The 20,370-nt window shown below is 55.6% G+C and carries 21 protein-coding genes and 1 tRNA gene; 21 read left to right on the forward strand and 1 reads right to left on the reverse strand.

What is annotated here, in order from left to right; all coding sequences use genetic code 11:
- Nucleotides 1-97: 97 nt before the first annotated feature.
- The 7 genes from AC1EKG_RS03755 to AC1EKG_RS03785 all read left to right on the forward strand — a co-directional run bounded on the left by AC1EKG_RS03755 (nt 98) and on the right by AC1EKG_RS03785 (nt 5,089).
- Nucleotides 98-1,432, forward strand: a complete 1,335-nt coding sequence (locus tag AC1EKG_RS03755) for a hemolysin family protein (RefSeq protein ID WP_004806071.1) — start codon at nt 98-100, stop codon at nt 1,430-1,432.
- Between the two features lies 1 nt (nt 1,433).
- Complete coding sequence (locus tag AC1EKG_RS03760; RefSeq protein WP_004806074.1) at nt 1,434-2,471, forward strand: hemolysin family protein; 1,038 nt, start codon at nt 1,434-1,436, stop codon at nt 2,469-2,471.
- A 97-nt stretch (nt 2,472-2,568) separates the two neighbouring features.
- Complete coding sequence (locus tag AC1EKG_RS03765) at nt 2,569-3,363, forward strand: M23 family metallopeptidase (protein WP_160309229.1); 795 nt, start codon at nt 2,569-2,571, stop codon at nt 3,361-3,363.
- A complete protein-coding gene (locus AC1EKG_RS03770) occupies nt 3,357-4,073 on the forward strand; it encodes a glycerophosphodiester phosphodiesterase family protein (protein ID WP_004806079.1) in 717 nt (238 codons plus the stop codon). The genes AC1EKG_RS03765 and AC1EKG_RS03770 overlap by 7 nt, the downstream gene beginning before the upstream one ends.
- Complete coding sequence (locus AC1EKG_RS03775) at nt 4,073-4,486, forward strand: helix-turn-helix domain-containing protein (RefSeq protein WP_004806081.1); 414 nt, start codon at nt 4,073-4,075, stop codon at nt 4,484-4,486. The genes AC1EKG_RS03770 and AC1EKG_RS03775 overlap by 1 nt, the downstream gene beginning before the upstream one ends.
- A 25-nt stretch (nt 4,487-4,511) precedes the next feature.
- The gene (locus AC1EKG_RS03780) at nt 4,512-4,961 is read left to right on the forward strand and encodes a ribose-5-phosphate isomerase (protein WP_004806083.1); all 450 of its coding nucleotides are present in this window, start codon (nt 4,512-4,514) and stop codon (nt 4,959-4,961) included.
- Between the two features lie 55 nt (nt 4,962-5,016).
- Nucleotides 5,017-5,089 (forward strand) — tRNA-Arg (locus AC1EKG_RS03785).
- A 106-nt stretch (nt 5,090-5,195) separates the two neighbouring features.
- On the opposite strand, the gene AC1EKG_RS03790 is transcribed toward AC1EKG_RS03785, so the two are convergent.
- Nucleotides 5,196-6,020 carry a formate/nitrite transporter family protein gene (locus AC1EKG_RS03790; RefSeq protein ID WP_481067748.1) on the reverse strand — a complete coding sequence of 275 codons (825 nt, stop codon included), beginning with the start codon at nt 6,018-6,020 and terminating at the stop codon, nt 5,196-5,198.
- A gap of 118 nt (nt 6,021-6,138) precedes the next feature.
- Here AC1EKG_RS03790 and argS point away from each other — a divergent pair, with 118 nt between their 5' ends.
- The 14 genes from argS to AC1EKG_RS03860 all read left to right on the forward strand — a co-directional run bounded on the left by argS (nt 6,139) and on the right by AC1EKG_RS03860 (nt 20,348).
- The gene (gene argS, locus AC1EKG_RS03795) at nt 6,139-7,821 is read left to right on the forward strand and encodes an arginine--tRNA ligase (protein ID WP_004806087.1); all 1,683 of its coding nucleotides are present in this window, start codon (nt 6,139-6,141) and stop codon (nt 7,819-7,821) included.
- Between the two features lie 5 nt (nt 7,822-7,826).
- Nucleotides 7,827-9,212 (forward strand): diaminopimelate decarboxylase, encoded by a 1,386-nt coding sequence (gene lysA, locus AC1EKG_RS03800; protein WP_004806089.1) that lies wholly within the window; start codon nt 7,827-7,829, stop codon nt 9,210-9,212.
- 10 nt (nt 9,213-9,222) lie between these two features.
- The gene (locus AC1EKG_RS03805; RefSeq protein WP_004806091.1) at nt 9,223-10,506 is read left to right on the forward strand and encodes a homoserine dehydrogenase; all 1,284 of its coding nucleotides are present in this window, start codon (nt 9,223-9,225) and stop codon (nt 10,504-10,506) included.
- Between the two features lies 1 nt (nt 10,507).
- The gene (thrB, locus tag AC1EKG_RS03810; protein WP_004806093.1) at nt 10,508-11,422 is read left to right on the forward strand and encodes a homoserine kinase; all 915 of its coding nucleotides are present in this window, start codon (nt 10,508-10,510) and stop codon (nt 11,420-11,422) included.
- A 140-nt stretch (nt 11,423-11,562) separates the two neighbouring features.
- Nucleotides 11,563-13,269: a transcription termination factor Rho gene (rho, locus tag AC1EKG_RS03815; protein ID WP_004806096.1), complete on the forward strand. Its 1,707-nt coding sequence runs from the start codon at nt 11,563-11,565 to the stop codon at nt 13,267-13,269.
- A 119-nt stretch (nt 13,270-13,388) separates the two neighbouring features.
- Nucleotides 13,389-13,601, forward strand: coding sequence for a 50S ribosomal protein L31 (gene rpmE / locus AC1EKG_RS03820; protein ID WP_004806098.1), 213 nt, complete (start codon nt 13,389-13,391; stop codon nt 13,599-13,601).
- Nucleotides 13,602-13,681: 80 nt separating this feature from the next.
- Nucleotides 13,682-14,773: a peptide chain release factor 1 gene (prfA, locus tag AC1EKG_RS03825; protein WP_481067749.1), complete on the forward strand. Its 1,092-nt coding sequence runs from the start codon at nt 13,682-13,684 to the stop codon at nt 14,771-14,773.
- On the forward strand, nt 14,770-16,245 hold the full coding sequence (gene prmC, locus AC1EKG_RS03830; protein WP_004806102.1) for a peptide chain release factor N(5)-glutamine methyltransferase: 1,476 nt from the start codon (nt 14,770-14,772) through the stop codon (nt 16,243-16,245). The genes prfA and prmC overlap by 4 nt, the downstream gene beginning before the upstream one ends.
- The gene (locus AC1EKG_RS03835) at nt 16,242-17,357 is read left to right on the forward strand and encodes an MraY family glycosyltransferase (protein WP_004806104.1); all 1,116 of its coding nucleotides are present in this window, start codon (nt 16,242-16,244) and stop codon (nt 17,355-17,357) included. The genes prmC and AC1EKG_RS03835 overlap by 4 nt, the downstream gene beginning before the upstream one ends.
- Nucleotides 17,357-17,794, forward strand: a complete 438-nt coding sequence (locus AC1EKG_RS03840) for a Cg1360 family ATP-synthase-associated protein (RefSeq protein ID WP_004806106.1) — start codon at nt 17,357-17,359, stop codon at nt 17,792-17,794. The genes AC1EKG_RS03835 and AC1EKG_RS03840 overlap by 1 nt, the downstream gene beginning before the upstream one ends.
- Nucleotides 17,795-17,884: 90 nt before the next feature.
- On the forward strand, nt 17,885-18,694 hold the full coding sequence (gene atpB, locus AC1EKG_RS03845; RefSeq protein ID WP_004806108.1) for a F0F1 ATP synthase subunit A: 810 nt from the start codon (nt 17,885-17,887) through the stop codon (nt 18,692-18,694).
- A 51-nt stretch (nt 18,695-18,745) separates the two neighbouring features.
- Nucleotides 18,746-18,967: an ATP synthase F0 subunit C gene (gene atpE, locus AC1EKG_RS03850; protein WP_004806111.1), complete on the forward strand. Its 222-nt coding sequence runs from the start codon at nt 18,746-18,748 to the stop codon at nt 18,965-18,967.
- 2 nt (nt 18,968-18,969) lie between these two features.
- Nucleotides 18,970-19,530 carry a F0F1 ATP synthase subunit B gene (locus tag AC1EKG_RS03855; RefSeq protein ID WP_004806115.1) on the forward strand — a complete coding sequence of 187 codons (561 nt, stop codon included), beginning with the start codon at nt 18,970-18,972 and terminating at the stop codon, nt 19,528-19,530.
- Nucleotides 19,530-20,348, forward strand: coding sequence for a F0F1 ATP synthase subunit delta (locus tag AC1EKG_RS03860; protein WP_481067750.1), 819 nt, complete (start codon nt 19,530-19,532; stop codon nt 20,346-20,348). The genes AC1EKG_RS03855 and AC1EKG_RS03860 overlap by 1 nt, the downstream gene beginning before the upstream one ends.
- The last annotated feature ends 22 nt before the right edge of the window (nt 20,349-20,370 follow it).

The raw sequence follows: 20,370 nt of genomic DNA on the forward strand, positions 1-20,370 counted from the left end.
ATCCACAGCATTTCCCTTTTATTTCGAGACACTTTGCCCCAGTTTGGGCATGTAATTGCTCGGGCGAGGCCAGTACAATAAAGAATCATGTGCACCAATGGATTGGACGGGCTACTTTTACATGCTCTATGACCTTTTAATGATCGGAGCGGGAGTGGTCCTAACGCTCGGGACTGCGCTCTTTGTTGCATCCGAGTTCTCTTTAGTCGCTCTAGATCCGGCAACCGTGGATCGAAGAGCAGCGGCTGGCGACAAGCGTGCCAGCAGTGTCTCGAAGACAATGCACCACCTAAGCACTCACCTTTCGGGAGCTCAGGTTGGAATTACGCTGACCACAATCATGCTCGGCTACACTACGCAGACTGCTGTAGCTGACATGATCGATCGGTCTCTCCGCGGACTCGGAGTAGCAGTAGCAATTTCCACTACCGTGGGCGTGGCAGCCGCCGTGATCGTGGTCAATGTTTTCTCGATGGTCTTCGGCGAACTTGTCCCGAAGAATTTTGCGCTCGCGGAAACACTGAAGGTTGCTGGCATAGTTTCTCCGGTGCAGCGAGCCTTCACGTTCTTATTCCGGCCCCTAATCGGCCTGCTCAACGGCTCTGCGAATATGGTGCTGCGGGCGGTCGGAGTAGAGCCCCTGGAACAGATGTCCTCTGCCAGATCTGCTTCGGAGCTAGCGGCGATGGTTCGGCACAGCGCAGAAGAAGGCACCCTTGATACGTCTACCGCTTCGATGTTCACCAGATCGGTCCGAATGGGGCGACTGACTGCAGCCGACATCATGGTTGACCGAGGGCGAATGGACACCTTAGAAGCAACGAACAACGTGGAAGATCTTATCGATCTTGCCCGTAAGACGGGGCGCTCGCGCTTCCCTGTAATCGGCGAGGACACGGACGACATTCTGGGAATTGCGCACCTGCGCAGGGCGGCTGCCGTTCCCTTTGCCAAGAGAGGAGAGGTTCCCGTCACTAGCCAGTCGATCATGTTTGATGCGATGCGCGTTCCGGAGACGGTGCAACTGGCTCCGCTCATGGTTGCCCTCCGTGAAGAGGGCCTACAGATGGCGATAGTGGTTGATGAATACGGCGGTACTTCGGGACTTGTCACCCTCGAGGACATAGTTGAAGAAATCGTAGGCGAGATCGCTGACGAACATGATCCCAAGCGCCGTGGGATTCGAATTGCCGGGCAAAATGGCTGGTATGTTTCCGGGCTGGTTCGCCCTGACGAACTACACGATTACACGAAACTGCGGGTGCCTGATGACGGACCCTACGACACCCTCGGAGGATTGATAATGGACCGGCTCGGGGCGATCCCAAAAGAGGGCGACTACGTAGATGTCAATCATGTGCGGTTGCAGGTGACCGGTATGGATGGCAGGCGAGTGGACCAAGTCCTAGTTCAGCCAACGAAGGAGGTCTGAAATGGGAATTGGTACCGGACTGATCATAGCGATTGCCCTCTTGGCAGTGAACGCGTTCTTCGTGGGAGCTGAATTTGCAGTTACCTCGTCTCGAAAATCCCAGATTGACCCGCTAGTAGAAGAAGGCAGGGCAGGCGCAAAGGCTGCACAGTGGGCCTTAGAGCACGTTTCCCTAATGCTGGCAGTGTGTCAGTTAGGGGTAACGCTTGCTTCTACAGCATTGGGTGCGGTGGCGGAGCCGGCTCTTGCAAGAGCGGTCAGGCCGCTCCTCCTTCGGTTCGGTTTGCCCGCTGCAAGCTCTCATCTGGTGGCAGTGATTATTGCTTTACTGGTCGTACTGTATCTGCACGTAGTTGTTGGCGAAATGATTCCCAAGAATCTGTCAGTGTCAGCACCGGCGAAAATGGTGCTGGTGCTAGCTCCACCTCTGGTGCGGCTGGGCCGTCTAGTGCGGCCAATTGTTGAGGGAATGGATCATTTTGCGAATTGGTTTATCACGAAACTCGGGGTGGAACCCAAGCACGAGGTGGCTGCCACCTTTACTGCAGAAGAAGTGGCTACCATCGTGGAATTGTCAGAAGCTGAAGGCAAGCTGACTGACGATCTAGGTCTGCTGTCCGGAACGCTAGAATTTAGCGAAGAACTTGTAGAGGCCGTAATGGTGGGTCCCGAAAAGCTTGTGACGCTGCCCGTGCAAGTAACTCCTGCCGAGTTTGAAAAAGTAGTTTCCCAGACGGGATTTTCGCGCTTCCCGCTAGTAGATGGAACTGGCGAATACGTCGGCTACCTGCATCTAAAAGATGTACTGCAGGCCGACTCTAAAGAACAGCGAGACAAGCCTGTGCCCTCATGGTGGATCAGACAGCTGCCCAAGGCATCTCCTCAGGACGAGGTCGAGGATGCGCTTCGGGTAATGCAGATGACCGGTGTTCACTTAGCTAAGGTAGAGCGCGAAGGAAGTATCGTTGGCGTCATCTTCCTTGAAGATATTTTGGAAGAACTTGTAGGTGAGGTTCGGGACGTAATGCAGCGGCAGTAGGGATTCTCTGTAGAATGCATAACATTTGTATGTCATCGTGTAATATAAACGTTATTGTTTCGTGATGTGGCCTTGTAGACGAGACGAAAGGGAAACAGTGGAGAGCAGGATTGACATGCGGAAGGCGAACAAACGTCCTCGGCATCCCCGTGGAATGGGACGGCGGCTAGCAGTTCTTGGTTCCTTGGGAGCGATCACCGTAGCTGCTCCACTTGCCGGTTTCGTCGGGGCCGACATGTCTATTGCAATGCCTAAAGAATCTGGATATCACGCCGGAGACACCTGGGCGAAGGTGCGTTCTAACGTTTCTACTGTTGAATCGCAGAGCCAACTAACAGCGGTGGCAGCCCCCGTTTCGGTTGCGAGGGTACGTACAAGTAAAGAGATGAAACGGTGCGTGGCGAAGTATGCCTCTGCCGGTGAACGCGGTGTTTTTGCCACTTCTGATGCCATCGTCGAGCCGCTGCCCGCCGGTACATTTACAATCGCCTCCCCCTTCGGGTACAGGTCCCACCCGCTGTTCCACACTTCTAAATTGCACGAGGGCGCCGATATGGCCGCCCCGTCAGGTACCCCTGTTTTTGCCACTGCTCCGGGCGTTGTGAAGACCGCCTCTGAAATTGAGGGCGGTGGCTACACTGTAGAAATTACTCACACGATGGAAAACGGCGAGACTTTCTCGTCGGGGTATATGCACCTACTTGCGGGATCCATCCAGGTGAAGGTAGGGGAGACGGTCAAGGCCGGGCAGATGATAGCCCAGGTCGGCTCTACCGGTAATTCCACTGGGCCGCACTTGCATTTCGAAATCAGGCCAGATAAAGATCCTATCGATCCGCTGCCATGGTTGAAGGAACATAACGCCCATCCGGTAGGTCAAGAAGATTGCTAAGGGCATTTGCCCATCGCGGGGGAGCCAATGAAGCGGAAGAAAATACTCCGCAGGCTTTCGAATATGCGCTCTCGCTCGGGTATAAGCGGCTAGAAACGGATGCGCATCTTAGCCGAGACAACAAAGTGGTGCTGCACCATGATCCCGACCTGAAGCGAACCTATGGGATAGCCGCGAAGATCGCTGACTTGGATTGGGCCGAGCTCTCGGAATTTCGAATGCCTAATGGAGGCAGGCTCATGCGTTTTGAAGAAGCGCTAGAGCGTTTTGACCAGGTTGAATTCAACGTTGACGCGAAAGAAAATGCCGTGGCAATGCCATTGCTGAGGCTCGCCAAGAACGATTTGGACCGGGTCCGCTTTGTTTCTTTTTCAGCGCGGACAGTAAAAGAATTGCGGCAGGCTGGAGCCGAAAAGACAGCACTTACTATGCCCGAGGTAGCCGGGCTTCGCTTGGGAATGCCGCTGCCTAAAAGGCTGCTGGAGAGGGTTGACGCGGTACAAATACCTCCCACTTATGGGCCGATCAAATTAGCCACAAAGACTTTCATCTCAAGAGCGCACGACGCCGGTTTATTTGTTGATGTATGGACTGTTAGTGAAACAGAAACTATATTGAAAATGATCGACGCCGGAGTCGATGGGCTAATGACTGACTCGCCCTCGGTACTCAAAGAAGTGTTGGTCCAAAGGAACATTTGGGAGGGCTAATGCCTTGGATCAGAAAGCCGGTAGATAAAAAGCTGGTTAGAGCGGCCAGGAAAGCGCGCGCGGCGGAAGAAATTGCGCATCTTGACTACTTGCGCGCGGTTCAGCGTGCCGTCATGAAAATGAACCAGACCCAGCTGGCCGAGGAATTAGGGGTATCACAGTCTTCTGTATCGCAATTGCTCCGTTCGGCCAAACGGCAACCTCCAGTAGCGTCAGGGTACTTTTCTGCCGATCCGGACGAGGCGATTAAAAGATTTGTAGCCGGGGTAGTAACTAGAAAAGAACTGGTTGAAGAATTGCGCAGATGGAACAGTCGTGGGGCAGACACCAGAGCGGCTCTAGATAAAGCCTATGTGCAGCGGATTATCTCGGAGCGGTTAGCGAAGATGGTAGGGGAAGAAGCCCGTAGGTAGGAACTGTAATGATAGTGTCGAATCCATGAGGATTCACATTGCATCGGACCATGCTGGGTTCGAACTCAAAGAAGCGTTGAAAACCCATTTTTCTGAACGTGGCAATGAAGTCATTGATCACGGCCCTGAAACATACGATCCAGCTGATGACTATCCCCCAACCTGCCAGGCATGCGCAGAAGCGGTGCTTGCGGATCCAGGTTCGCTAGGCTTCGTGCTGGGTGGATCGGGCAACGGTGAGCAGATTGCCGCAAACCAGGTTAAAGGCATCCGCGCCGCCCTCTGTTGGTCAGAGGAGACGGCAGAGTTGGCAAGGCTGCACAACAATGCTCAGGTTGCCGGTATAGGAGCTCGCATGCACTCCACGGAAGACGCCATTCGGATTGCAGACAAGTTTGTCGACACAGCATTTACCGGTGAGGAGAGGCACTGCCGACGTATTGATCTACTGGACGAGTACGACCAGAAACACTGATTTACCAGCAGATTTTCGATACTAGGCCCTTCGCTGGTAAAGTGGAGGGCCGTAGGCCCCGATAGCTCAGTGGATAGAGCGTCTGCCTCCGGAGCAGAAGGTCGCAGGTTCGAATCCTGTTCGGGGCGCTTTTCATACCCAAAACCGCGCAGATACTTTGGTTGTTAGCAGCCAGCACTTTATGTGAGCAGACAAAAATGGCCCCGCCGAAGCGGGGCCAAATCTAGTAGTTTTCTATTCGGCTGGTCTATTTATTATCCAGTAGAGGAGGCCAACAAAGACGCCCCCACCAAGGATGTTGCCGAGCGTTACCGGAAGCAGGTTTACCAACAAGAAATTAGAGAAGGTTAGCTGCCCTCCGTAGCCCAGGATTAGGCCGTAGGGGATCATGAACATGTTTGCCACGGAGTGTTCGAATCCTGCGGCGACGAAAGCCGAGATCGGGCCCACGATGGCGAGGATCTTATCCGCGACAGTCTTGCCCGCGAAGGTCAGCCACACTGCCAGGCAAACTAGCAGGTTACAGCCAATGCCCAAGACAAAGCTCTCGATTGGGGTGTGCGATACTTTCGCCGTTGCAGTGTTGACTATTACCTGACCGAAGGCGCCTTTGCCGCCTGCTTGCAGGTTTCCGAAATAGGCGAGGGCAACCACAAGTGGTGAACCGACGAAGTTGCCGACGTAGACGATTGCCCAGTGCTTTAACAGTTCCGCCCAAGTAAGGCGACCCGAAGCCTTGGCGATCAGCGACATGGTGGTGGAGGTGAACAGGTCAGCTCCGGTAATAACTACTAGGATCAGGCCGACTGAGAAGACCAAGCCTCCCATCAGTTTGGCTACGCCCAGGGGCAGCTTATCGGCGCCCATCTGCACGGTTGTGAAAAAGATGAAGCCAAGTCCGATGTAGGCGCCTGCGGCAATCGCCAACAGGAAGGTATTCAGCGGCTTAGTATTTGCAACGCCTGCTTTCCCCGCCATTGCGGAGGTGGCAGTTTTTAATGTTTCTACTGGTGAGGACATTACCAGCTTCTCTGAGGGGGCATTTACTTGTGTATTCACCCCGCCAGTGTATGTGACAACCGGTAAATAGGGTAGGAAATTTTGTTGAAAAGGCGAACTTTTCTGTTTTGGGAAAGGCGATTGCGTAGCCTACCCCTTTAGCAGGTAGTCTTAGCGTGTGACTCCAGAAGAACTTTCAGAACTAATTCACCAGTGTCTTTCTGCGGCAGCGAAGAGGGGAGACATCGCCCTCAACGCAGAAGATATTCCTCAGGTAAAAGTTGAGCGACCACGCAATCGTGAACATGGCGATTGGGCAACGAACGTGGCTATGCAGCTAGCTAGGAAGGCATCAACTAATCCGCGTGCCCTGGCAACTCTGTTGGCCGGAGAGTTAGAACAGGTCGACGCTATTGCGGCCGCGGAAGTGGCAGGTCCAGGATTTTTGAATGTCCGACTTTCCTCTGGAGCCGCAGGTGCCTTAGCTGCCACCATCTTGGAGGCTGGCTCGCAGTATGGTCGCAGTGATGCGCAGTCGGGTTCGCACGTGAACCTAGAATTCGTCTCTGCTAATCCCACCGGTCCGATTCATATCGGTGGAGCACGCTGGGCCGCAGTGGGAGATGCTATGGCGCGCGTCCTCGAAGCTGCTGGCGCGCAGGTAACTCGCGAATACTACTTCAACGATCACGGTAATCAGATCAACAACTTCTCGGCTTCATTGCTAGCGGCTGCGAAGGGGCGCCCAACGCCAGAAGATGGCTACGGCGGAAAGTACATTTCCGAGGTCGCAGACCAAGTAATTGCGCAGGTTGGCGCCGAGGGAGGCACTGATCCACGGGAATTAGGAGATGTCGAAGCTCAGGAAGTATTCAGGGAAAAAGGCGTAAAGCTCATGTTCGCCGAGATCCAGGAATCTTTGCACGCATTCCGTACGGATTTTGACGTTTTCTTCCATGAGCAGACTCTGCATGAATCTGGTGCGGTAGACGATGCCATCGAGAAGCTGCGCAAGTTGGGCGTAATTTTCGAATCGGAAGGTGCCCTGTGGCTCCGGTCTACCGATTTTGGAGATGACAAGGACCGCGTCCTAATCAAGTCCGATGGCAATGCTGCCTACTTCTCTGGCGACGTTGCGTACTATCTGAATAAGCGTGAACGTGGGTTTGACCAGTGTATTTACATGCTTGGCGCGGACCATCACGGCTATATCGGACGCATGTACGCCATGGCTCGCGCTTTCGGGGACGAGGCCGGCCCCGGAAAGAATATGGAAATTCTGATTGGGCAGCTGGTAAACCTAGTGCGCGCCGGTAAACCAGTTCGCATGTCCAAGCGTGCCGGAACCGTAGTTACCCTTGAGGACCTAGTGGAAGCTGTTGGGGTAGATGCGGCGCGGTACAGCCTGATTCGTTCCTCGGTAGATACCACCCTGGAGCTGGATTTGGATGTTGTGGCATCGCACACGAACGAGAATCCGGTCTACTACGTGCAGTACGCACACGCGCGTACCTGCGCTGTTGCCCGCAATGCGCAGGAACACGGAGTTTCCCGCGAGGCCGGCTTCGCTCCGGAGGAACTATCTTCCGCAGCCGACGGGGAACTGCTAGGCACCCTGGCTCGATACCCGGAAATCGTGGCGCAGTCCGCTAGCATGCGAGAGCCGCACCGAGTGGCTCGTTATCTAGAAGAACTAGCCGGTGCCTACCACGCCTGGTACGGACAGTGCCGAGTTACTCCCCGTGGGGACGATCCTGTCGAGCCTTCGCATGTGGCTCGCCTGTGGCTAAATGATGCCGTCGGCCAGGTCCTGCGCAACGGTCTAGATTTGCTAGGGGTGCAAGCACCCGAAAGGATGTAGCTCTCATGACTGATTTGGCCGCATTGGCGTGCCCTGATCCTGCCCAGCGCCCCGACCTGTGGCCCTGGAGTGCTGCCCGCGAAGACGGAGCGCTATGGGTGGGTGGAGTTTCTCTGATTGATGTGGCGAAAGAATACGCCACCCCCGCCTACGTGTGGGATGAGGCAGATTTCGAAGGGCGCTGCCAGGTGTGGGCTGCCGCTATGGCCGAAGCTTTTTGGGAAGGCTACGGATTTTCGGGAGCAAAGGTAAATTACGCTGGAAAGGCTTTCCTGTGTGCCGATGCTGTGCGCGCTGCAACGCGGGCCGGCCTCGGTATCGACACGGCCTCCTTGGGCGAGCTCTCACTAGCGTTAGCTGCAGGTGCCCCCGCGAGCGAGATTGGATTGCATGGCAATAACAAAGGGGATCGCGAACTGGAGTTGGCCATCGCAGCTGGCATCGACAGAATAATTGTTGATTCCTTACCTGAAGTAGCGCAGGTCGAACGCATTGCGGCTGCGGCCGGTAAACAGGCGCGAGTGATGGTCAGATTAACCACCGGGGTTCACGCCGGTGGGCATGAATACATTTCCACCGCACACGAGGACCAAAAGTTTGGCCTCTCGATCGCTACTGGGCAGGCAGAGGAAGTCATCGACGCCATCGCTCAGTGCGATCACCTAGAGCTGGTGGGACTGCACTCTCATATTGGTTCTCAGATATTGGATTTGGACGCTTTTGCGGCATCTGCCTCAAAGGTAATGGCATTTCGTGCCAAGATCCTGGAAAAGGGATTAGCCGTAGGCGAGGTTGACCTGGGAGGCGGATATGCCATCGCCTATACCGGTGCTGATCCGCAGGCGCCTACTGCTAATGAGATTAGCCTCGCCCTAGCCGAGGCTGTGAAGGATGCTTGCCAGAAGGCGGGCACTGATATCCCCGTAATCTCGATCGAACCGGGGCGCTCTATTGCGGGCCCATCCCAGGTGATGCTGTATTCGGTCGGAACGATCAAAGATGTCACTATCGCGCAGGGGCAAACCAGGCGTTATGTGTCGGTAGACGGCGGAATGTCAGACAATATTAGGCCGGCTCTTTATGGCGCCAACTACAGCGCCACGCTGGCAAATCGCATCTCTGAGGCAGAAACGGTGCTTTGCCGGGTAGTAGGCAAACACTGTGAATCCGGGGACGTGGTAGTAAATGACGTTGCCCTTCCTGCAGATTTACAGGCCGGGGATCTATTAGCTGTACCGGCTGTGGGTGCGTACGGTCGTGCCATGGCATCGAATTACAACATGCTGGCGAGACCCGGAGTTGTCGGAGTAAGAAACGGCAAATGGCGCGAAATTATAAAGCGCGAAACTATTGAAGATCTATTGGCTGCAGATAAGACCTTGGAAAAATAGCGAGGACTGAATGTCAAAAGAGGTTGTAAAGATTGGCGTCCTGGGGTGCGGCACCGTCGGTACCCAAGTTGTGCGGTTACTCGGGGAGCGGGGACGCGACCTAGCAGCGCGTGCGGGAGCACCCCTAGAAATTGTGGGTATATGTGTTTCAAATCTGCAGGCAGAACGCGATGAGGCAGTTGACCGGTCTTTGCTAACCACAGATGCCAACAGTGTTATTGATGAAGCCGACCTCGTCATTGAACTGATAGGTGGCATTGAACCTCCTCGCACGTTGGTGAGGCGCGCCCTCAGTGCCGGCAAGACGGTGGTTACTGGCAACAAGGCTTTATTAGCCGCACACGGACCGGAACTGTACGAGCTGGCCGCCGAAAAGTGTGCCAATCTCTACTACGAAGCTGCGGTTGCCGGAGCAGTCCCCGTCGTTTATGGCCTACGAGAATCCTTGCTCGGCGACCGTATTAACAAGGTAACCGGTATTGTCAACGGCACTACCAATTACATGCTTGAACAGATGGATACGGCCGGTCGTTCTTACGACGAGGCGCTGGCGAAGGCACAGGAGCTGGGGTTTGCAGAGGCCGATCCCACAGCCGACGTAGACGGTTTCGATGCGGCCGCAAAGTGCGCGATATTGGCGTCCCTGGCATTCCACACCAGGGTGTCGCTGCAGGATGTGCCTGCTACGGGCATCCGCTCCATCACGGAACAAGACTCGGCGGACGCTGCTTTCTTCGACGAGAAGATCAAGCTGGTGGCAGTAGCCGAGCGCGTACAAACTGAAGACGGGGAGGCACTCAGCCTTGGAGTTTATCCCGCAGTTGTACCGCAGTCTTCCGCCCTCGCCAATATAAATGGAGCCTTCAACGCAGTGGTGGTGGAGGCTGAGGCCGCTGGCACTCTGATGTTTACCGGACAGGGAGCGGGCGGAGTACAGACTGCCTCAGCCGTGCTTTCTGACGTGGTGGCGGGTGCGTCCCACATTGCCCACGGGGGGAGCGCGCCACGAGAAAACTCCTATGCGAATCTGCCAATCCTGCCCGCTAGCGAAGGCTGCCATCGGTACCGGCTCCGGGTGAATGTCCCTGACGAGCTAGGTACCCTGGCAGAACTTGCCCAAATTTTTGCAGATGAGGGCGTCTCGATCTCCGCAGTACACCAGAGTGCCAATGAGGACAAGGTATCGGTTGTGTTGTCGACGCATAAGGTAGCGCAGAAGGCTATTGCGAAGATCCGCGAGCGCTTGGAAGCAACTGGGGTTCATGTTGCTTCCGTGCTGGTGCTAGAGGCATAAGATGCGGCTGACTAACGACTCGGTGCGGGTACGGGTACCGGCCACATCTGCGAATCTGGGGCCTGGATATGACTCCATGGGGATGGCCTTGGCCATGTATGACCAGATCGATGCCCGCGCGGTTGCTGGGCCAACTCGGGTAACGGTGAAGGGACAGGGGGAAGGGCAGCTTCCCGAGGGCGAGGAACACCTGGTAGTGCAGGCGCTTCGCGTGGCTTTGGAAGCAGTCGGTGCTCCCCAGGTGGGAGTCCACTTGAACTGCGTCAATACGATCCCTCACGGGCGTGGGCTTGGGTCTTCGGCCTCGGCAATTGTGGCCGGCATGCTGCTTGCGCGTTCATTTCTGGCAGAGCCAGAGGTGCTCGACGATCAACGGATTTTGCAACTGGCTACCCAGATGGAAGGCCATCCTGACAACGTAGCGCCGACGATCTTTGGGGGAGCCACGATCAGCTGGATGGCAGACGAAACTGCCTGCGCAACCCGCATTCCGGTAGCTAATGGCTTGGTAACAACAGCATTTGTTCCCGGCTTTAGGCTGGCCACCTCCAAGGCGCGGAAAATGCTGCCTGCTAAGGTGCCTCACGCCGATGCCGCATTTCAGGCTGGACGCGCAGCGCTGCTGGTTGCTGCTTTGGCCGATCGCCCAGAATTGCTCTGCGCTGCCACAGAAGATCGGTTGCATCAGGACTACCGGGAGCCGGCTATGCCAGCCTCCGTCGGACTCGTTCGCTGGTTGCGCGACGAGGGGTATCCGGCAGTGGTTTCTGGGGCCGGTCCGACCGTGCTAGTGCTTGGACGGGTGACCCCGGGGGTGCGCCGGCAGGCCCGCGAAGGCCGGTGGGATGTACACGAATTGAAAGTAGATGAAGAGGGCGCCAAAACTGTGGGCGGCACCTCTTCGCGTGATCGCTAAACTTTTGCTATTGTTGAGCCATCGCAGACATTTTCTGCGTTTCGGGCTCAATAGCCTTTAGCTAATCCATTTTCTTTTTCTTTCGCGCAATAGGGCGTAAACGGATTATGCTTTCCCAACAACATTTATGAAGGAATTTCGTGAGCACTAATAATGATCTGAGCTCCAAGCGGCTACCCGAGCTGCAAGCCCTCGCCGCATCTATGGGCCTGAAGGGCACTTCTAGAATGCGCAAATCTGATCTGATCCAGAAAATTCAAGCTGCTTCGTCCTCGACCGACGGCGGTGGTCAAGCTGAGCCGCGCCGTCAAGCAAAGGAACAGGAAACCCCCGAAAAGGCTGCTGCTAGCCAGGATAATCTCCCAAAGGCAAATGGCGATGATGCGCAAGGCCTCAAGAATCAGGATTCCCGGGAAGGGCGTCCTCGGCGTAGTCGCAGGCGCAGGGCTTCCTCCGACGCTGGCGCACCCAAGCTGGACGTGAAGCAGGAACTGGCGCGCGAGGGCAAGGCTGAAACTCCGTCCTCATCTGATGAACCGAAGAAGGTAGAAGACATTAAGCTGCCCACCGGCGGCAAGAAACATGATGACGAGGAGCGCTCTGGACGTCGCAGGCGCGGGCGGGACCGGAAGCGGGGCCGCCACGACGGCAACAACAATTCTCACCACAACTCCAACAATTCGAACAACTCGAACAACGAGGTAAGCGAAGACGACGTGCTGATCCCCATCGCGGGTATCTTGGACGTGCGCGATAACCACGCTTTTGTTCGCACCTCCGGGTACTTGCCCGGTCCTAACGACGTGTACTTGTCACTGGGGCAGGTGCGCCGCTGGGGGCTGCGCTCCGGCGATGCGATCCAGGGTGCGGTGCGCCAGCCGCGCGAGGGCGAACGACGGAGGCAAAAGTACAATGCCCTGGTTCGCTTGGATGCGGCTAACGGGCTGACGCCCGAGCAGACCCATGAACGCCCGCAGTTCAAGGACTTGACCCCGCTGTATCCGGACGAGCAGCTGCGGCTGGAGACTTCTCCGAAGGCTATTACGCCCCGTGTTATCGACTTGGTTAGCCCCATCGGCAAGGGACAGCGCGGACTTATCGTTTCGCCGCCTAAGGCCGGTAAGACGATCATTCTTCAGCAGATCGCCAACGCTATTTCGATCAACAATCCTGAAGCCCATCTGATGGTGGTTCTGGTAGACGAGCGGCCCGAAGAAGTTACTGATATGCAGCGTACGGTGAAGGGGGAAGTCATTGCTTCGACCTTCGACCGGCCGGCTTCTGATCACACCATCGTTGCGGAACTGGCAATCGAACGGGCAAAGCGTTTGGTTGAACTAGGCAAGGACGTGGTGGTCCTTCTGGACTCCATCACCCGTCTTGGGCGTGCCTACAACCTGGCTGCCCCAGCTTCTGGGCGCATTCTTTCCGGCGGTGTTGATGCTTCCGCCCTCTACCCGCCCAAGAAGTTCTTTGGTGCGGCCAGGAACGTGGAAAACGGCGGTTCTCTTACCATTTTGGCTACTGCTCTTGTCGAGACCGGCTCCAAGATGGACGAGGTCATCTTCGAAGAGTTCAAGGGTACGGGCAATATGGAATTGCGGTTGTCGCGTGCCTTGGCAGATCGCCGTATCTTCCCGGCAGTAGACGTCAACTCGTCGGGCACTCGCCGTGAAGAGATGTTGCTGCGTCCTGAAGAGATGAAGATTTTGTGGAAGCTTCGCAGGATCCTTGGCTCGCTCGATACGCAGGAGGCAACCGAACTGGTACTAGGCAAGCTTCGTGATACTTCCTCCAATGCTGAGTTCCTACTCACCATTGGGAAGATGAGCACGTCGGCCGATTAGTAGCGCCTGCAGTGAACACTCTCACGTATGAATACGTGGAAGAGTATGGCATAATCTTTCTGTTCCGGTTCACCGCTCTGGCGGACCCGGCGACCTCGAATTCCTTAAGGAGATAAATTATGAAACAGGGAATCCACCCTGACTACCACCCGGTAACTGTAACCTGCACCTGCGGCAACGAGTTCCAGACTCGCTCCACCATTTCGGGCGATTCGATGCGTGTTGACGTGTGCAGCGCCTGCCACCCGTTCTACACTGGCAAGCAGAAGATCATGGATACCGGTGGTCGTGTTGCTCGCTTCGAGAAGCGCTACGGCAAGCGTAAGAAGTAAATAGGTCTTATGGGCGCCGGTCGGGTCTTCCCGGCCGGCGCTTCTATGTAGTCGGCACCCCAATTTGTAGGAAAGCGGTAATGAGCGCAAGTTTTGACGCAGGCGAGAAGATTTTTGCCGACCTGGCAGAGGTTGAAAAGAAGATGTCGGATCCGGCGGTGCTGTCGGATCAGGTTCAGGCACGTAAGGTTGGTAGGCGTTATTCGGAACTGAAGCGGCAGGCAGAGTCAATCCGGTCGTGGCAGAAGCTTAGTGATGACTTGGATGCTGCGAAGGAACTTGCTGAGGTAGATTCCGAGTTCGCTAAGGAAGCAGAGCGGCTCGAGTCTGAGGTGAGTGCTGCCCACCAAAAGATGCTCTCAGTACTTGCTCCACGTGATCCTGAGGATGCCTCCGATGTACTTATGGAGATCAAGGCCGGTGCTGGCGGTGAAGAGTCCGCCCTCTTCGCGGGGGACCTGCTGCGGATGTACCAGCGGTACAGCGAAAAGCGTGGTTGGTCGTTCAATGTGATGGACATGAACGAAACCGATTTGGGTGGCGTGAAGGATGCACAGATCTCTATCCGGGCAAAGGGTAATCCTTCTCCGGAAGAGGGCGTGTGGGCGTCCATGAAGTACGAGGGCGGCGTGCACCGCGTCCAGCGCGTTCCTGTTACCGAAACGCAGGGGCGTATTCATACTTCTGCTGCCGGCGTGTACGTTATGCCGGAAGTTGAGGATGAGGGAGAGGTCGAGATTGGCCCGAATGACATCCGGGTGGATGTGTTCCGTTCCTCTGGTCCTGGCGGCCAGTCGGTGAACACTACAGACTCGGCGGTGCGTATTACTCACTTGCCCACTGGCATCGTGGTGTCTATGCAGAACGAAAAATCGCAGATCCAGAACCGTGAGGCTGCGATGCGCGTTTTGCGTTCGAGACTAGCCGAGGAAGAACGTCGCAAGCGCGAGGCTGAGGAAGCGGAGGCGCGCCATTCGCAGGTGCGAACTGTGGATCGTTCAGAACGCATTCGCACCTATAACTTCCCCGAAAATCGCATTGCTGATCACCGTACTGGCTACAAGGCATTCAATCTTGACATCGTCCTGGGCGGAGAACTGCAGCCCGTGATTGATTCGGCTATCAAGCTGGACGAGGAACACCAGTTGGCCAAGGCCACAGGTCAGGAATGAGCTCTGTAAGGGGAGCTATTCGGCAAGGCGCCTATATTCTTGCCGAGGCCGGAGTAGATTCGCCTACTCCAGATGCGAAAGAGCTAATGGAATCCATAGTGGGCGAAATTTTTACGGCTCCGGCTACTCTTAGTCCTGCCCAGGAACGCGAGTTTTTCACCTTGGTAGGCAAACGCGCTAGTCGTATACCGCTGCAATATTTGACTGGAAAGATGTATTTTCGGCGGCGGACGTTAAAGGCTGCCGAGGGCGTGTTCATAGTGCGTCCTGAAACTGAGATGGTTGCCGAGAGCGCAATCGCTGCAGCTCGCGAAGTTGCTCGCCCTCTCGGATACCGTGAAGGTGCTGTGCGTGTGGTGGATCTTTGTGCCGGCTCGGGGGCCATAGCCGGTGCGGTGGCCGACGAGATCCCGGGCGCTAAGGTGTGGGCCGTCGAGATGGACCCGAAGGCTTACGCGCTTGCCAAAGAGAACCTGCAGGGATTGCAGGTGGAGCTCGTGTGCGCGGATGCCACCAGTGCGGAAACTATGCGGAATTTGGACGGGTCAATAGATGTGGTGGTTTCCAATCCGCCGTACGTGCCCGAAGGGGACGTGGCACAAGCAGAAGCGCTCTGTGACCCTCCTAGTGCTCTGTATGGAGGCGGAAGCAATGGGCTCGAGATCCCCTGCCAGATTATCGACCGAGCTGCACGTTTGTTGCGCGACGGGGGTGTGTTGGTGATGGAACACGCGCCCTCGCAGGGGGCGGATTTGTGCGCGCACGCTCGGAAGATGGGGTATGTGCAGCCGTGTATCATGAAGGATCTTACTGGTCGAGATCGTTATCTATTTGCTCGTCGCCCTAAAATGGGGGACATGAATGTGTATCCAGCTTCCGAAGCCGCCCAGCCGTTGCAAGAGGCAGCCCAGAAGGGCGAGCTAGTTGTTATTCCCACTGACACTGTGTATGGAATCGGGGCAGATCCGCGAAATGCGCAGGCTGTCTCCAAACTATTAGCTGCTAAGGGTAGGACCGGGCAGATGCCTCCGCCGGTGTTGGTGTCTGCTTTGGAGGACTGGAAACTGGTGGCCGCATCTATGTCGCCCAAAATGATGGCATTGGCAAGGGCTTTTTGGCCTGGCGCGCTCACATTGATTCTGCCCGCGGGCAAGAACCTCGGATGGGATACTGAGGCGAAGGGCGGCACAGTTGCTGTTAGGGTTCCGGGTCTGGCACAAACTAGGGAGCTATTGAAGCTAACTGGTCCGCTTGCTGTGACCTCCGCAAATCTGCACGGAGACGATCCGGCTCAGAACGTATCCGATGCACAGGGATACTTCGGCGAAGAAGTGGCTATCTATGTAGACGAGGGGCCAACCCCCGGTCCGGTGCCCTCTACAATTGTCTCCCAACGCGGCGAAGAGATGGTGATCTTGCGGCAGGGGGTAATCCCTGAAGAAGAGCTCGCGCGGGTCTGGGAGAGTGCGTGAAACTCTACCTCCTGCTCGCCCTCATAGCTGGCTCCGTTACCTACTTACTCACCCCGGTGGTTAGACAACTCGCCCTGGCAGCTCACGCCCTGACGCCTGTGCGTAAGCGGGATGTGCATACCGTCCCAACCCCCAGACTTGGGGGAGTAGCGATGCTTGGCGGATTTGCGGTGGCCATGGTGCTCGCTTCCAGGACTTCTTACTTTTCCCGACTGTTTGCCGATCCGCAACCGTGGTCGCTTCTTGCGGGTGCTGTGGGAATCTGCCTTCTGGGATTCTTGGACGACCTGTGGGATTTGGAATGGTGGACCAAACTAGCCGGGCAAATCCTGATTGCAGGAGGCATGGCTTGGGGTGGAGTGCAGCTCGTTAGTTTCCCAATCTTTGGCCTCACGATCGGCTCTTCAAAACTCTCTATTGCCGTAACTGTGCTGGTAGTAGTGGCCTGTATCAATGCGGTCAATTTTGTTGATGGGCTAGACGGGCTAGCAGCCGGCTGTATTGCCATTGGAGCGATGGGATTCTTTGTCTATTCCTACATGCTGGTTCGCCTCACGAATGCTCAGTCTTATGCGTCATTGGCCGCAGCCGTAGTGATCATGTTGGTGGGTATCTGTGCAGGATTCTTGCCGCACAATTTCCACCCGGCCACAATCTTTATGGGTGATACCGGAGCAATGCTGCTGGGACTACTGTCCGCAGGAGTGTCAATCCTGGTTACGGGGCAGGTAGATCCTGCAATGTTCGCCGGATCAGAGATGTTTCCTTCGCTGCTACCGATATTGCTGCCGATTGCGGTGCTGATACTGCCGCTAACAGATATGACGATGGCAGTGGTGCGTCGCATGCGGGCAGGGCATTCGCCATTTCACCCAGATAGAATGCATCTTCACCACCGCCTATTGAACCTTGGCTATTCGGTGGTTACCGCTGTCTTAATCATGTATCTGTGGGCAGCTTATGTCGCATTGGGGGCAGCGGCCCTTGTAGTATTTGAACCCATACATGTGGGCATTGGGCTCGCCATCGGTTTAGTTGTGGTCGTGGTTATTACCGTCTTATCAGTACCGTCTGTACACCAATCAATTTTTCGAAAGAGGCAGAGGCACTAATGGAACAAGTTCGCCGAGCAATGGCTGCAGCGCGCAAAGCAGTCCTGGTTTCTTACCTCGCTACGAGCATCCTTGGCCTCATAGGCGGACAGGTCTGGCGAGGGCGGCCGGGGCTTATTGCAGCATTGGTTGCGGCCGCCATAGGGGCGGTGTTGTGTTTGGCGACCATGGCGGTCAACTACTACGGCGTGAAATATCCGGACTACATTGCGCCAGCTCTGGGTGGGGGAATGCTCCTCAAGTTAGTTGCTCTGGCAGTTGGCTTGTGTTTATCTAGAAGATTTGTTTGCATTGACACGGTGGTATTGGGAATCACACTCACTGTTATGATTGTCGTCACAATGTTTGCTGAAACTGTAGCCTTGGTTCGTTCGCGCATCGCCTACGTCGATCCAAAAGCACAGCTCGCCCCTACTTTGGAGGGCGAGGATCGGTAGTGACCGAAACATGAGGGTTTGTTGTACCCTTTATCAGGTGATGGCTATCTTTAGGTTGATGGCTCCATTAAAGAAGCAGGAGGTGCCCTGGTGCTAAGAGCGCTGGCGGTTGGCAATGCGGTAGTGCACACTAGCGGGGAGTTTCATACCCCATCACTAGATGATTTCTTCCCCCCGGTTTTTGCATTTGAGGGAACTCCTTTTGCAATGAACCGTGTCATGGTCATCAGGTTGGTCATGTTGGCGATCATGGTGATTCTGCTCCTGGTCTACGCTCGCCGTGCAAGGCTGGTGCCGGGCAGGGCCCAGGCCACTATGGAGTTGCTCTTCGACTTCGTGCGCACCTCGATCTCGGAGCAGGCAATGGGAAAGACAATGGCAGCTAAGTACAACGGCGTAGTAGCGGTTGTATTTTTCACCGCCCTGTTCATGAACTTTGCCGGGATCATTCCCGGTTTGAACTTGGCCGGAACCTCAGTTGCTGGTTTGCCAATTCTCATGGCTATTGTCGCTTGGGTGGCGTTCATTTGGGCCGGCATTCGCGAGCAGGGAGTTGGAGGATTTTTCAAATCAGCGCTATTCCCGCCGGGAGTGCCTAAGCCTATCTACCTCATCCTCACTCCGATCGAAGCGCTTTCGACCTTCATCATCAGGCCGTTCACCCTGTTTGTCCGTCTTATGGCAAACATGATCTCTGGTCACTTTATGCTGGCCCTCTGCCTGGCAGGAACTAACTTCCTGCTGCTTTACATGCAAGGTCCGCTGAGGGCAGTAGGTATCTTGACCTTCTTAGGCGCCATTTTCGTGACTCTGTTTGAAATGGTTGTTGCATTTTTGCAGGCATACATCTTCGGCATTCTAACTGCCGTGTACATTGATCTTTCAGTGCACTCGCACTGATATCCGAAGGCATCCGCATTCGGAAACTAAATAAAGAAAAGGAACACACCAATGACTGGTAGCGCAGCAGTACTAGCAACCATCGGTTACGGTCTTGCGACCATAGGCCCCGGCATCGGCATCGGCTTGCTGGTAGGAAAGACTCAGGAATCCATCGCTCGTCAGCCCGAAGTTGCCGGTAGGCTAACCACCAACATGTTCATCGGCGTCGCATTCGTTGAGGCGCTCGGTCTGCTTGGCATCGTAGCAGGCATTCTCTGGGCGAACGTATAAGCATGTATTCCGCAGTACTACAGGTTGCTGCAGAGACACAACGCAACCCGCTTCTACCCGAGACCTTCGACATTTTTTGGTCGGCAGTCGTCTTGGTCGTGGTTGCGCTCGTCCTGGGCAAGTTCGCCCTCCCGGCCTTCAATAAGATGGTCGATGAGCGGACCCGCAAGATCCAAGAGGGGCTGACTCTAGCCGAAAAGGCTAAGCAGCAGGTCGCTCAGGCCGACGAACAGGCCCAGAGCGAATTGCGTGAGGCCCGTAAGGAAGCCCAGGAGATTCGCGATAAGGCACGCGCCGATGGCAAGGATATTGTCGCCCGTGCCCGCGAAGAAGCAAAGCAGGAAGCGGAGCGTGTGCGCACCGCAGCAACGCGAGAAATTGAAGCAGAACGGCAATCGGCCCAGCTCTCACTTCGGTCAGATGTGGGGCTGCTTGCTGCGCAGTTAGCAGAAAAGATTGTGGGGGAGCAGCTCAAGGATCGGGAACTTTCCGCCCGTGTAATTGATCGCTTCCTTGATGATCTGGAGGCAAGCCCGGCGCCGGAAGGAGCTGAGTCGAAGTAATGCGCGCATCTAGTGCGGCAACGCGTGAAGCAGGACGCAAGGTCCTAAAGGACGGCGTTCCCTCTGCTTGGCAGCAGATGCAGGACGTCGCCAGTGACCTATTTAGCGTGGCTGATTTGGTGAAGCAGAACCCCGGTTTAGCCCGGGCACTGACTGATCCTGCTAGGTCAGCTGAAGATAAGGTCGCCTTGGCGAAGGATGTGTTTTCAGAAAAAACACATCCGTTAGCTCAAGCGATTCTAAATGAATTGGTAAGCGGCAGGTTCTCCTCCGAGAACGATCTGTCGCATGCTCTGGAGGACATTGCAAGTGACGGGCAGTTCTACTGGGCTGCTAGCGAGGGTAAGCTGGAACAGGTTGCCCAGGAGTTGTTCAATGTCACCCAGCTGTTGCAAAAGGAGCGGGAGTTGCGCAATGCGCTTTCCGATTTGTCTGAATCCCGTGCTTCTAGGCGGGCACAGCTAGTTCAGACTCTTTTTGCGCACGCGGTTAGCCCACAGGCCCTCACGCTACTGCAGAGGGCGAGCGCCTACCCCAGGGAGGGCTCACTGCTAGCTACCCTGAGGCGCTATGCGCAGCGCGCTTCACAGCTTCGTGATCGAAAGCTGGTCACGGTTGAGGCGCCGCAGGAACTGGAACCGGCTCAGCTGGAGCGGTTGCACAATATTTTGCGTAATCGCTACGGTCGCGACGTGGATTTGAATGTCTCGATTGTTCCTTCCTTAATTGGTGGACTTCGGATCCACACTTCCTCTCACATTACCGACGGCACTGTCCGTAACGCCCTGGCCCGCACGCGCGAACGTTTGGCCGGCTAACAAGATAGATAGTAAGGATTCT

It is taken from the genome of Winkia sp. C0117E2, from assembly GCF_056590455.1.